We start from the raw sequence: 14341 nt of genomic DNA, 5'->3' as shown, positions 1-14341 counted from the left end.
GGTTCAGCGCGCTGCCGCGCACCACCGCCAGCACGCGGTCGCCGGCGGCCTGCGCATCGGCCAGCCGCTTCAGCACCAGCACCGCGCAGCCTTCGCCGCGCACGTAGCCGTCGGCCGCGGCGTCGAAGGTCTTGCAGCGGCCGTCCGGCGCCATCATCCGGGCCTTCGAGAAGTTGATGTTCATCTCGGGCGTCAGGATCAGGTTGACCGCGCCGGCCAGCGCGATCTCGCACTCATGCAGCCGCAGGCCCTGGCAGGCCAGGTGCAGCGCGACCAGCGACGACGAGCACGCGGTGTCGACCGCGACAGCGGGCCCATGCACGCCGAGGAAGTACGACAGCCGCCCCGACGCGACGCTGGACGCGTTGCCGGTCGCGAAGTACGGGTCGATCAGCTCGGGGTGCCGGTACAGCGCGCGGCCGTAGTCGTTGTTGCTGATGCCGAGGTAGACGCCGGTGCGTTCGCCGGCCGGCGTGGCGGCGAGCTCGCCCGGCGCATGGCCGGCGTCTTCGAGGGCCTCCCAGGCCACTTCGAGCAGCAGCCGCTGCTGAGGGTCCATGCTGGCGGCCTCGCGCGGCGAGATGCCGAAGAACTCGGCGTCGAAGCGGTCGACGCCGTCGACGAAGCCGCCGAAGCGCGTCGTCATCTTGCCGGGCGCATCGGCGTCGGCGTCGTACAGCGCGTCGAGATTCCAGCGCTCGGACGGGATCGGACCGATCGCGTCCGTCCCCGACCACAGCAGCTCGGCCAGGCCGGCCGCATCGACCACGCCGCCCGGCAGGCGCAGCGCCATGCCGACGATCGCGATCGGCTCGTGCAGCGCGGCGTTCGAGCGCGCGAGCTGGGCCTTCAGCTCGCGGATCTCGAACAGCGCGCGCTTGACGGGGCTCAGCGCTTCATCGCGCGGGTCGGTCATCGGGAACTCCCCAGTTCTTGCAGCAGCAGGGCTTCGGCTTCTTCGTCGCTGAGCTCATGCAGCGCGTCATCCGCGGTCTTGGCACTCGCGTCGACGGCGGACGCCGGTTCTTCGAGGCCGAGCAGGCGCATCAGGTGCGCGGTCAGCGCGGCGAGCGTCGGGTAGTCGAACAGCAGCGTTGCCGACAGCGGACGGCCGATCGAGCGGGTCAGCGCGTTGCGCAGTTCGACCGCCATCAGCGAATCGAGGCCGAGGTCCTTCAGCGGCGTCTTCGGGTCGACCGGCGTGCCGGCGTCCAGGCCCAGCACGTGCAAGGCGCGTTCGCTCAGGTGGGCCGCCAACGCTGCGGCGCGCTGGCCGGCCGGCACGGCCTGCAGGCGCGACAGCACGGTGGACGCCGCGGGGCTCGGCTCGGTCGCTGCCGGTGCGGGCGCCGAGGCACGTGGCACCACGCTGTCGAAGAAGGCCGCGTCCACGCCGGCCGGCAGCGTCGCGATGAAGCGTTGCCAGTCGATCGGCAGCACCGCGGCGTGCACCGCGCCGTCGCGCAGCAGTTGTTCGAGGCGTTCGAAGCCGTGCGCCGGCTCGATCGGCAGCAGGCCGCGCTCGCGCCACGGGTCGTGGCCGCCGGCCGCGAGCTGCGTCGCCATGCCGCCTTGCGCCCAGGTGCCCCAGGCCACGCTCAAGGCCGGCAGGCCCTGTGCGCGGCGCCTCTGCGCGAGCGCATCGAGCTCGGCATTGGCAGCCGCATAGGCGCACTGCCCCGGCGCGCCGAGCAGCAGGCCGGCGGCCGAATACATCACGAAGAAGTCCAGCGGCAGCGTGCTCGTCAGCGCGTGCAGGTGCTGGGCCGCGCGCGCCTTGTTGTGCAGCACCGCGGCGCAGCGCGGCCAGCTCTGGCGCAGCGCGATGCCGTCGTCCAGCGTGCCGGCTGCGTGCACGATGCCGCGCAGCGGCGCCAGTTCGCGGGCGATGCTGTCCAGCACGCGTTGCAGCGCAACGGCGTCGCCGGCATCGGCCGCGAAGCAGCGCACCTTTGTGCCGGTCGCTTCGATCTCGTGAATGGCTTGCGCGGCTTCGGCCGACGGCGCATGGCGGCCAAGCAGCGCAAGCTGCCGCGCGCCCGAGCGCTGCAGCCAGCGCGCGGTGTGCAGGCCGAGCGCGCCGAGCCCGCCGGTGACGAGGTAGCAGGCGTCGGCGCGGATCTCGAACGCGGCCGCCACCGGCAGCCGCAGCACGATCTTGCCGATGTGTCTGGCCTGCGCCATGTGGCGGAACGCATCGGCCGCCTGTGCGAAGTCGAACACCGTGATCGGCAGCGGCTTCAGGCTGCCGTCCTGCAAGCCGGCCTGCAGCTCGGTCAGCATCGGGCGCAGCAGGCGCGGGTCGGCGTAGGCCGCGTCGCCCAGGTCGTAGGCGGCGTAGTGGATGCCGGGGCAGGCCTTCGCGACCGCCTCGGGCGTCCAGATGTCGCGCTTGCCGAGTTCGAGGAACCAGCCGCCCGGCGCGACGACGCCGAGGCCAGCCGGGATGAAGTCGCCGGCCAGCGAGTTCAGCAGCACATCGACACCGGCACCGCCGGTCGCGCGCATCAGCTCGGCGGCGAACGAGGTGCTGCGCGAGTCCATCACCGCGCGCACGCCGAGCGCGAGCAGGTGGGCGCGCTTCTCGGGCGAGCCTGCCGTGGCGTAGACCTCGGCGCCGGCGCGCAATGCGAGCTGCACCGCGGCCAAGCCGACGCCGCCGGCACCGGCATGGATCAGCACGCGCTGGCCGCGCTTCAGCCCGGCGATGCCGAACAGGCCGTGTTGCGCCGTCAGGAAGGCGACCGGCAAGGCTGCGGCCTGCTCGTTCGACAGGCCGGGCGGGATGCGCGCGACGAACGCGGCCGGCGCGACCGCTTCGCTGCCCATGCTGTCGTGCACGAAGCCGAATACGCGCTCGCCAACCTGCCAGCCTTCGACGGCCGAGCCGACCTCGCTGACGATGCCGGCGCATTCGGCACCGAGCGGGATGCCGCTGCCGGGGTAGACACCGAGCGCGAGCAGCACGTCGCGGAAGTTCAGCCCGGCGGCGTGGACCTGGAGGCGCAGCTCGGTGGGCTTCAGCGGGCGCGGGGTGAGCGATCGGAGTTCGAGGCCGTCGAGCGTGCCGGGGCGGGCGACCTCGAGGCGCTGCTGCGGCGGCGTGGCGGCCGGTGCGGCGCGGCGCACGAGGCGCGGTTCGTGGCGCGTGGTCCCACGCAGCGCGATGCGTTGCACAGGGGTGGGCGACAGCAGCTCGGCCAGCAGCGCGTCGGGGTCGGCCGCGTCGGTGTCGATCGCGCGCAGCGGGAATTCAGGGTGCTCGACGGCCAGCACGCCGAGGAAGGCCCAGGCGCCGGCCGCCGCCGCCGAGCGCGGTGCTTCGTGCGGCAGCACCGGCTGCGAGGCCGGCGTGACGAGCCACAGCGCGACCGGCGGCGCGTCGGCATCGGCGGCGAGGGCTTGCAGCACGTGCAGCAGCGAGCCGCTGGCGCGCAGCTCGGCGGCGTCAGCCTCGAGGCCAGGCGTGTCCAGGCTCCACAGCGAGACCACCGCGCGCGGCGCGCCGTGCGAGCGCCAGTCGGTGACGACGGAGTGCATCTGGGCTGCGTCGCCCGGGTCGACGGACCAGCGGTTCGATTCGAGGCGCTGGAAGCGTTCGCCGGCGAGCACTTCGGTGCAGCGGGCGCCGCGGGATTCGAGCGTCTGGCGCAGTTCGGTAGCAAGGCCGCTGGCGTCGCTGAGGAGCAGCCAGTCGCATTCCACCCCACCCCCCGTTCGCCCYGAGCCTGTCGAWGGGTCGGGCTGAGCTTGTCGAAGCCCTTGTGCCGCGCGAGCAGGCCCTTCGACAGGCTCAGGGCGAACGGGGGTCTGTTCCCACCGCACCTCATACACCCCGTCCTCCGCGCCACCGCCGGCCAGCGTGCGCGCATCGGTCACCGCGAAGCGCACGCCGCGCAGCCGCGCGACCGGCGTGCCGTGCTCGTCGCTCAGGTCGATGTCGGCACCCGCCTCGCCACGCAGCACCGCGACGGCCTGCAGGCGCGCGATGCCCGGTTGCAGCACCTCGACCTGCTCGATCCCCATCGGCGCCCACAGCGTGGTCGGCACGCCCTGGGCGGCGACAGCGCACAGCTGCAGCGCGCCGTCGAGCAGCGCCGGATGAAGCCCGAAGGATGCCGCCTGTGCTTCGACCTCGGCCGGCAGCGCGAGCGTGGCCCGCGCCCAGCCATCGCCGCGCTGCACCGCGTGCAGGCTGCGGAACGCGGGGCCGAACGCGACGCCGAGCGCATCGAACCCGGCATAGATCTCGGCGGACGACAACGCGGTGGAAGCGCCTGCCGTCTGCAGCGGCTCGGCCACCGCCGCATCGCCCACCGCCGCGGTGCAGACACGCTGCCACGCATCGTCATCCAACGCTTGGTGCAGCTCGACCGCGCCATCACGCACGATCGCCTGCCAGCGCGCCGCGCCGTTGTCGGGCAGGTACAGCGGCCGCTCGACCGCGAAGGCCGACAGCGCCCGCCCGCCGACCGCCGCGCGGCACAGCTCGACCATCGCCGCCGCCGGCATCAGCAGCCGTCCGCCGATGCGGTGCTCGTGCAGCGCGCCGGCATCGCCCGCCGACCACTGCGCATCGAACACGGTCGCGGTCGTCGCCGGCGTCGACAGCTTCGCGCCGAGCAGCGGGTGCGCCCCGCGCCGCAGCGGCTGCGCGGCCTGCGGCGTCGGCCGCAGCCAGAAACGTTTGCGCTGCCACGGATAGCGCGGCAAATCGACCACCTCGCCGCCCTCGCCCGCCACCGCCTCGGCGTCCAGCGTGTGGCCGTGCACATGCAGCGCGGCCGCAGCCAGCAACAGCGATTCGCGCTCCGGCCGGCCGCGCCGCAGCGATGCCAGCACCTGCCCACTCGGACCCGCCGCGGCGATGCTCTCGGCGATCGACGCACTCAGCACCGGGTGCGGCCCGATCTCGAGGAAGCTGCCGAAGCCGTCGCCGGCCATCGCGGTGATCGCCGCATGCAGCCGCACCGGCTCGCGCACGTTGCGGCCGAAGTACGCACCGTCGAAACGCTGCCCGGTCGCGAGCCCGCCCAGCACGGTCGAATACACCGGCACCGCCATCGGCTGCGACGGCACATCGGCCAGCAGCCCGGCCAGCGTCTGCTGGAACGGCGCCATCTGGGCACTGTGGAAGGCGTACTGCACCGGCAGCATGCGGTGCGCGACACCACGCCGCGTCAGCACCGCCAGCAGTTCGTCGAGCGCCGCCGGCTCGCCCGACAGCACGATGCTGCGCGGGCCGTTGACGGCGCCGAGCGCAAGCCGATCGCCGTAGGGCTTCAGCAAGGCCAGCGCCTCGTCTTCGGCCAGGCTCGCCTGCGCCATGCGGCCGGTGCCGGTGGCCTGCTGCATCACGCGGCCGCGCTGGCAGACGACGCGCACCGCATCGGCCAGGCCCAGCACGCCGGCGACATGCAGCGCGGCGATCTCGCCGACGCTGTGGCCGACGACGCCGTCGGGCACGATGCCCCAGTGCTTCCACAGCGCCGCCAGAGCGACCTGGATCGCGAACAGCGCCGGCTGCGCGACCTCGGTGTCGGCGAGCCGCGATTGGGCTTCGTCCTTCGCCAGCTCGGCATGCAGCGACCAGCCGGCCAGCGGCTGCAGCAGCGCATCGCAGGCGTCGATCACGTCGCGAAACACCGGCTCCGACGCGATCAGCTCGCGGCCCATCGCGAACCACTGCGGCCCCTGGCCGCTGAACACGAACGCGAGGCGCGGCACGCCTTCGGCCGGCACGCGTCCGCTGGCGACGCCGGGCGAGACCTCGTTGCGCAGGTAGTCCGACAGCCGCGCCGCGAGGTCCTCGCGCGTGCGGCCGACCAGCGCGAGCCGGTGGTCGAGCGCCGAGCGGCGCGCGCCGGCGGTGTGGCACAGGTCGGCCAGGCTCGCCGGGCTGCGCGGCAGGAACTCGACCCAGGCCTGCGCCAGCGCGCGCAACGCCGGCTCGCTCTGCGCGGACAGGTGCAGCAGCCTCGGCCCGCCGTCCGCAGCCGGCGCGTCGGCCGGCAGGCGCGGCGCCTCTTCGACGATCACGTGCGCATTGGTGYCGCCGACGCCGAACGAGCTGGTGCCGGCGCAGCGCGTCTGTGACCCTGCTGGCCACGGCACCGGCTGCGCCGCCACCTGCAGCCGCGTACCGGCCAGCGAGAGGTGCTTGTTGAGCTGCGTGAAGTGCRGTTGCCGCGGGATCAGTTCGTGGCGCAGCGCGAGCACCGTCTTGATCAGCCCGCCGACACCGGCCGCGGCCTCCATGTGGCCGAGGTTGGCCTTCGCGGCACCGAGCCAGCAGGTGCCGCCGCCCGCATCGGCACGCCCGACGGTGGCGGCCAGCGCCTCGACCTCGATCGGGTCGCCGAGCGGCGTGCCGGTGCCATGCGCCTCGATGAAGCCGATGCGCCCCGGGGCGAGCTGCGCCGAGGCCAGCGCCTCGCGGATCAGCGCCTGCTGCGCCAGGCCGTTCGGCGCCGCCAGCAGCGTCGAGTGCCCGTCCTGGTTGACGGCCGAGCCGCGCACCACGCCGAGCACGCGGTCGCCGTCGGCGATCGCATCGGCGAGGCGCTTCATCACGATCACGCCGCAGCCTTCGCCGCGGCCGAAACCGTCGGCGCTCTGGTCGAAGGTCTTGCAGCGGCCGTCCGGCGCCATGAAGCCGACCTTGCTGAGCGAGATCATCAGGTCGGGCGTGACCATCAGCGAGACGCCGCCGGCCAGCGCGATGTCGCTCTCGCCGTGGCGCAGGCTCTGGCAAGCCAGGTGGATCGCGACCAGCGACGACGAGCAGGCGGTGTCGACCGAGATGCTCGGGCCGCGCAGGTCGAGCAGGAACGACAGCCGGTTGGCCAGCACGCTGTGCACCGTGCCGGTCAGCGTGCGGGCGTCGATGGCTTCGGGGTCGCGGTATTCGAGCAGCTGGTAGTCGTTGTGGTAGCTCGCGATGAAGACGCCGGTGCGGCTGCCGCGCAGCCGATCGCGGGTCAGGCCGGCATCGTCGAGCGACTCCATCGCGACCTCGAGGAACAGGCGCTGCTGCGGGTCCATGCGCTCGGCCTCGCGCGGCAGGATGCCGAAGTAGGAGGCGTCGAAGCCGTCGATGCGGTCGAGGAAGCCGCCCCACTTGGTGGCGGACTTGCCGGGCACGGACGGGTCGGGGTCGTAGAGCGCGTCGGCATCCCAGCGGTCGGCGGGCACCTCGCGCACCGCATCAACGCCGTCGACCAGCAGTTGCCAGAACTGCTCGGGGCTGTCGGCACCGCCCGGAAAGCGGCAGCCCATGCCGACGATCGCGATCGGGTCGGCGCGCATCAGCGCTTCGCTCTGCACGCGCATCTGCTGGGCCATCAGCGCGAGCTTGACGGCGGACAGCTGGGTCAACGACGGGGTGGGTTTGTCGCTCATCGTCAGCGTCTCTTGCGCAGCAGGCGCGCTGCGTCTTCATCGGACAGTTCGGCGACAGCGGCCAGTTCCGGGGTCGGTGCCTCCGGTTCGACTGCCACCACGGCGGGCTCGTGATCGCCCGACAGGAACGCCACCAGCGCATCGACCGTCGGGTAGTTCCACGCCAGCGTCGCCGACAGCGGCTTGCCGTGCAGCGGCTCCAGCCGGTTGCGCAGCTCCAGCGCCATCAGCGACGTGAGGCCCATCGTGCCGAGCGGCTTGCGGGCATCGATCTTCGACGGCGTCAGCTTCAGCACGCGGCCGACGACATCGCGCACCGCACGGTCCAGCGCACGGCGGCGCTCGGCCGGGTCGGTGCTCTCGGCCAGTGGCGCATCGGCGACCGGCGGCGCCGCATCGGCCAGCAGGTCGCGCAGCAAGGGCACATCGCGCGCGCCGAGGCTCTTGCGCATCGCGCGCCAGTCGACCGGCATCACCAGCAGGTGCGGCACGTCCTGGCGCAACGCATCGCCGAGCAGCGCCAACGCCTGCGACGGCGCGAAGCCGCCGATGCCCTGGCGCTGCAGCTCGTCGAGCTGGCGCCGGCCGCCCTCACCGCGCATCACGCCGGTCTGCGACCACACGCCCCAGCCGATGCTCTGCGCATGCCGGCCCTGCGCGCGGCGCTGGCGCGCCAGTGCGTCGAGGAAAGCATTCGCTGCCGCGTAGCTCGCCTGCCCCGCCTGTGGCATCAGCGCCGCCATCGACGAGAAGAACACCAGGCGATCAAGTTCGGGCAGCGCGCGGTGCAGGTTCCACGCGCCCTGCAGCTTCGGCGCCAGCACCGCGGCGAGCGATGCGGCATCGAGCTCGTGCAGCAGCGTGTCGTCGGTGATGCCGGCCGCGTGGATCGCGCTGCGGATCGGCGGGCGGCCCTCGGCTCGGTGGCGCGCGAGGAAGGCCGACAGCGCGGCCTCGTCGGCGACATCGACGGCCGCGTAGTCGACGCTGGCACCGTGGGCTTCCAGTTCGCGCACCGCCTGCACGGCCGGGGCCTGCGATGCACCCCATTGCTCGCGCGGCGGCAGCGGCGTGCGGCCGAGCACGACCAGGTGACGCACGCCCTGCGCGACCAGCCAGCCGGCGACGTGGCGGCCAACGCCGCCGAGGCCTCCCGTCAGCAGGCAGCTCGCATCGGCACGCCACGGCTGCGCGAGCGTCGGCTGCGGCGCGAGGCGTCTCAGCACCGGGCGCGTCCAGCGGCCGTCGCGCAGCGTGCACGAGCCGGCATCGGCCTGCACCGCATCGATCAGCGATTCCAGCGCGCCATCGAGTTCAATCAGGCCACCGAAGCGATCGCCATGCTCGGCCGCCAGCGTCGCGGCGAGGCCCGACAGCGGCGCCTGCGCCAGCGAGCCAGCAGTGATGAGCCACAGCCGCACGTCGGCACCGGCGCGCAGGCGGATCACCGCTTGCGCGTCCTGCACGATCGCGTGCAGCGCCGACACATCGCCGACGGCCTGCAGGTCCAGCGGGCGCAGGTCGACGACATCGAGGCGTTGCGACAGCGCCAGCGTGGCGAGCGCCGCGGCATCGGCGACGCGATGCACCGTCTCGCCGCGCTGTTGCAGCGCCTGCGCCAACCCGCCCCGGTCGCCGATCACCGCCCAGTCGCGCGCTTGCGGCTTCGGCGTCAGCATCGTCTCGGCGTCGCCCAGCGCGTAGAACGCATCGGCCGCATCGGCACGGGCTGCGGCGCCGAGGCGTTCGAGCACCAGGCCGTCGAGCTGCAGCACCGGGCCTTGCTCGTCGAACAGCACGGCATCGACGCGCACCGGCTCGCCATCGCCCTGCGGCGCGGTCGCGCGGGCATGGATCCAACCGCTGCCGGACAGCGGGCGCAGCAAGCGCGCGCCATCGAGCCGCGTCGGCAGCCACAGCGCGCCGGGCGGGGCCAGCGTGACCATCAGCTGGAAGCAGGCGTCGAGTGCCGCGGGCGGAATTCCGAAGCGCTCGTCGGCCATCGGCGAGAGCTGCGCCAGCGCTTGGGCGGGCGCGAACCAGGCCTGCGCGATGCCGTGCAGCGCGGCGCCGAATTTCGCGCCGGCGGCATCGAGCCGCGCGTAGAGATCCGCCCCGCTGACCGCGGGTTGCGTGCGCATTCGCGCCTGCGCGGTGGTGTCGTGTGCCGACGCAGCCACCGACGCGGCCTGGGCGTGCGCATGCAGCGTCCACGCGCTGTCGCCACGGGTCTGGAAGCTCAACGCCAGCGCGCCGTCGGCGCCGGCCACGGCCTGCAGTTGCAGCGCGCTCGCGGCATCGGGCTGCAGGTGCAGCGCGCGATCGAAGCGCAGGCCTTGCACGCCGCAGCCCGGCGCGAGCGCGTGCACCGCGGCCAGCGACAACTCCAGCCACGCCGACGCCGGCAGCACCGCGCTGCCGTGCAGCGCATGCGCGAACCAGGCCGGCACGCGGCCCGGGTCGATCGAGACATTCCACAGCGCCCCTGCGGGCGTGCCGGCCAGCGCGATGCCGGCCCCGAGCACCGAATGCCGGCTGTCGACCACCGGGCCGTGGCCCTGCACACCGGCCGGGGCGATGTCGGCCGCGGCGATCCAGTGGCGCTCGCGCTGCCACGGATAAGTCGGCAGCGTCAGCGTGTGGCCGCGCGGCAGCACGCGCGACCAGTCGAGCGGGACCCCGGCGCAGTGCAGCGCACCGAGTGCCGCGCGCATGGCAGTCAGCTCGGGCTCGTCGCGGCGCGCGCAGGCGATCGTCGTGACCTCGCGACCGCCGGCCTGCGCCGTCTGCTGCACCGACGGCAGCAGCACCGGGTGTGGGCCCAGCTCGACGAACACCGTGAAGCCGTCGGCCAGCAGTTGTTGCACCGTCGCGCCGAAGCGCACCGGCTGGCGCAGGTTGTCGGCCCAGTAGCGGCCGGTCAGCTCCGAGCCGTCGGCACGGCGCGCCAGCACCGTCGAATACAAGGCCGCGCGCGTGGCCTGGGGTTGCAGGTCGTGCAGCTCGGCGGCCAGCTCGGCCGCGAGCGGCGCCATCTGCGGGCTGTGCGAGGCCACGTCGACCTTCACCAGTCGGCAGAACACGCCTTCGGATTCCAGTTGCCCCATCAGCGCCTGCACGACCGCCGGGTCGCCGGAGATCACGCTGGAGCGCGGGCTGTTGCTGACGGCCACCGCGACCTGCGCTTCGTGGCCAGCGATGCGGGCCTGCGCGTCCGCCATGCTCAGTTCGACCAGCGCCATCGCGCCCTGTCCGCTGGTGCCGCGCATCAGCGCGCTGCGGCGGCAGATGATGCGCATCGCCTGCGGCAGGGTCAGCGCGCCGGCCACCGCGGCCGCGGCGACTTCGCCCATGCTGTGGCCGACGACAGCGTCCGGCTCGACACCGTGCGAGCGCCACAGCGCCGCATAGGCCCAGGCCAGCGCGACCAGCACCGGCTGGATCACGTCGATCTGGTCGAGGCGGTACGCGGGGTTGCCGGGCTCCGCGGCGAGCTGCTCGACGATCGACCAATCAGCGAACGGCCGCGCAGCGTCATCGCAGGCCTCGAGCGCGGCACGGAAGACCGGCTCGCGCGCCATCAGCTCGCGCGCCATGCCGGTCCATTGCGCGCCTTGGCCGGGGCAGACGAACGCGATCTTCGGGCGCTCGGACGGCGCGACACCCTCGGCCGCCGCCGCCTCGCCATCGGCATACCGCTTCAGCGCGGCGGACATGGCCAGCGCGTCGTCGGCGACGAATGCGGCGCGACGCTCCAGCGCGGTGCGGCGCGTCGCGGCGTTCCAGCAGACATCGGCGAGCGGGGCGCCATCGGTCAGCAGCGCGGCGTAACGCAGCGCGAGCGCGCGCAACGCCGCATCGGACCGAGCTGACAGGACAAGCAGCGGCACGGTGTGCTCGGCGCTGCCGGTCTCGTCCTGCGGTACCCCTTCCAGCACGACGTGCGCATTGGTCCCCGCAATCCCGAACGCGCTGACACCCGCCAGCGGCGCCTGCGCCGGCCACGGCCGCGCTTCGCGGGCGACCTCGACCGGCATCTGCGCCCACGGGATGGCCGGGTTCAGTTCGCGGCAGTGCAGGCTCACCGGGATCTGCCGGTGCTGCAGCGCGAGCGCCGCCTTGATGAACCCGGCCACGCCGGCCGCGCCTTCGGTGTGGCCGAAGTTGGTCTTCACCGAACCGACCGCGGCGCGCACGCCGGCCGCGCGGCCCTCGCCGAGCACATCGGACAGCGCCCCCAGCTCGACCGGATCGCCCGCCCGCGTGCCGGTGCCGTGCGCCTCGATGTAGCCGACCTCGGCGGCCGGGCGTCCGGCATCGCGGTACGCGCTGCGCAGCAAGGCCTCTTGGCCGCTGCGGCTGGGCGTGCCCATCGAGCCGCTGCTGCGGCCGTCGTTGTTGACCGCGCTGCCGCGGATCAGCGCGTAGATGCGGTCGCCGTCGGCCTGCGCCTGCGCCAGCGTCTTCAGCACGACCAGGCCAGCGCCTTCGCTGCGCACGTAGCCGTCGCCGCGCGCATCGCCGAACTTGCAGCGGCCGTCGGGCGCCATCATGCGGCTCTGCGAGTACGCGATGCTGATGTGCGGCTGCAGGATGATGTTGACGCCACCGGCAATCGCGAGCGTGCATTCGCCATGCCGCACCGCGCGCGCCGCGAGGTGGATGGCCGCGAGCGACGACGAGCAGGCGGTGTCCAGCGTCAGGCTCGGGCCGCGCAGTCCGAGCGCGTACGACAGCCGGCCCGATGACGCATAGCGCCCGCTGCCGGTGGTCATGTAGAAATCGACCGCCTCGGGGTCGCTGAACAGCCGGGCCTCGAAGTCACTGAGCCACTGGCCGACGTAGACGCCGGCGCGGTCGGCATCGATGCGCGACACGTCCTGCCCCGCATCCTCCAGTGCCTCCCACGCGGTCTCGAGCAGCAGGCGCTGCTGCGGGTCGAGCCGCTCGGCCTCGCGCGGCGAGATGCCGAAGAACTCGGCGTCGAAGTCCTCGATGCCTTCCAGGAAACCGCCCCAGCGCGTCATGATGCGGCCCGGCGTCGCCGGGCGCGGGTCGTGGTAGTGGCCGAGGTCGATGCGGCTCGGTGGGATCTCGGCGATCGCGTCGCGGCCCTCGCTCAGCAGATGCCAGAAGCTCGCCGGATCGCTGACGCCGCCGGGGAAGCGGCAGCCCATTCCGACGACGGCGACATCAGCGACAACGGCAACGACAGCGTTGGCTGGCGTGTCGTGGTCGGTGCCGTTCATCGAAGCCTCTCGTCAGGCGAAGCTGAAGGACTGTGTCGGCGTGGGCGTCAGCAGCGGTGCCAACGTGACCGACAAGTCGGCCAGCAGCGCATCGCGCCGGCCGCTCAGGTAGAAGTGGTCGCCGGGGAACACGCGCACGCGGAACGGGCCGCGCGTCTCGCCGCGCCAGCCGTCGAGGTGCTCGCGCGGCGTCAGCGGGTCGTCGCTGCCGCCGAACACCGACAGCGCGCAATCGTGCGGCGCGCGGCCGGCCGGCGGCTGGTGCGTCTCGAGCGCGGCGATGTCGGCGCGCAGGCTGGGCAGCAGCAGCGCCATCACGTCGGCATGCTGCAGCAGCTCGGCCGGGATGCCGCCGTAGCGGCGCTGGATCTCGGCGATGAACGCATCGTCGGGCAGGCGGTGCAGCGGCGGCTCGTTCGACGGCCAGTGCGGCGGGCGGCGGCCTGACACGATCAGCTGCGCCGGCACCGGTGCGCCGGCGTCGAGCAGCGCACGCGCGACCTCGGCGGCGAGCACCGCGCCCATGCTGTGGCCGAAGAACGCGAACGGCTTGTCGCCGAGCTCCGGGCGCAGCGCCGGCAGCAGCGCATCGATCAACGCGCCCATGCGGTCGATCGGCGGCTCGTCGAGCCGGTTCGCGCGGCCCGGCAGTTGCACCGCGACCAGCTCCAGCTCGGCGGGCAGACCGGCGGGCCACGGGCGGTACACGGCCGCGCCCACACCGGCATGGTGGAAGCAGAACAGCCGGGCTCGCGCCGCGGGGCGGGGAGTGAAGCGTTGCAACCAGGGATTGGGGCTCATCGCACGACGCCGTCGACAAGGGAGTCGAGCCCGCCCAAGTGCGGCCTGTGATCCTCCGTGTCTTTCCAGTGAAGCAATGTAAAGTCAAAAGGCCTCGCGACACCCTCGGGGGGACCCCCCATCTGAGTGAAGCGGCGCCCCCTGGAATGCGTGTCAGCGTGCGCTTTGCAACGCTTCGTCGAGCGCCTGCTGCGCCTGCGCCTGCCAGCGGTCCTGCAAGGCCAGCGCGGCGCGTGCGGCCTGCACCGCATCGTCGTGCCGGCCGAGCGCGATCAGCGTGTCGGACAGGTTGATCCACGCCGCGGCACTGCGGTGCTGTTCGGCCGCGGCACGGAACACCGCGGCGGCCTGCGCCGGCTCGCCGGCGGCGCGCAGGCTGTTGCCCCAGCCGATCTGCAGGCTCAGCGCGCCCGGCCAGCGCTGCAGCGCCGAGGCATACACGCCGGCCGCCACCGCCGGTGGCGCGCTGCGCTCGAAGCCGACGGCCGCCTCGATGGYAGTTTCTGCGCGTGCGGTGGCAGGCCACTGGCCCGGCGGCAGCGCGACGAAGGCCCAGGCGCCGGAGCGGCCCCAGGTGTGCTCGAAGGTCGACAAGGGCATGCGCTCGAGCGCGGTGCGGCCGGAGCGCAGCAGCAGCTCGCCGCGCGGCAGGTCGTGGCCGACGACGACGGCGTAATGCCACAGCGGCACGAACGACAGGCCGAGGTTCTGCAGCACGACGACCGGGTGGCCGGCCGCCAGCTCGCGCAGCAGCGCGTCGAGCGTGCCGGGAATGCGCGTCGCGACCGCGCCGTGGCGGCGCGCGCCGGCCAGCATCTCGGTCTGCAGGCTACCGGCGCGCGCGGGCACGTAGACCTCGTCGGCGAGCGCCGCCGGATCGACCGCGATGC

Annotated in this window: 5 protein-coding genes; all 5 read right to left on the bottom strand. The window is 73.5% G+C overall.

Going from position 1 to position 14341, the window contains the following annotated elements:
* On the bottom strand, positions 1-916 hold a 916-nt coding region (locus tag ACXJLU_RS29915), incomplete at its 3' end, for a beta-ketoacyl [acyl carrier protein] synthase domain-containing protein (RefSeq protein ID WP_457337309.1).
* The gene (locus tag ACXJLU_RS29910; RefSeq protein ID WP_457337307.1) at positions 913-7401 is read right to left on the bottom strand and encodes an SDR family NAD(P)-dependent oxidoreductase; all 6489 of its coding nucleotides are present in this window, start codon (positions 7399-7401) and stop codon (positions 913-915) included. The genes ACXJLU_RS29910 and ACXJLU_RS29915, both read right to left, overlap by 4 nt.
* Positions 7402-7403: 2 nt before the next feature.
* Entirely contained in the window at positions 7404-12650 is a 5247-nt protein-coding gene (locus ACXJLU_RS29905) for a type I polyketide synthase (RefSeq protein ID WP_457337305.1), read from the bottom strand.
* Positions 12651-12662: 12 nt separating this feature from the next.
* Positions 12663-13451, bottom strand: coding sequence for a thioesterase II family protein (locus tag ACXJLU_RS29900; protein WP_457337303.1), 789 nt, complete (start codon positions 13449-13451; stop codon positions 12663-12665).
* A 153-nt stretch (positions 13452-13604) separates the two neighbouring features.
* A partial coding sequence (locus ACXJLU_RS29895; protein ID WP_457337301.1) for a PA2778 family cysteine peptidase occupies positions 13605-14341 on the bottom strand: 737 nt, incomplete at its 5' end.

The sequence above is a fragment of the Rhizobacter sp. P5_C2 genome (assembly GCF_054049715.1).
Note: the sequence above shows the minus strand (reverse complement) of the source record. Positions and strands in the feature narration are given on the sequence as shown.

Coding starts and splice junctions, on each gene's coding strand:
- ACXJLU_RS29905 (WP_457337305.1), bottom strand. CDS start 12,650: ATGAACGGCACCGACCACGACACGCCAGCCAACGCTGTCGTTGCCGTT.
- ACXJLU_RS29900 (WP_457337303.1), bottom strand. CDS start 13,451: ATGAGCCCCAATCCCTGGTTGCAACGCTTCACTCCCCGCCCCGCGGCG.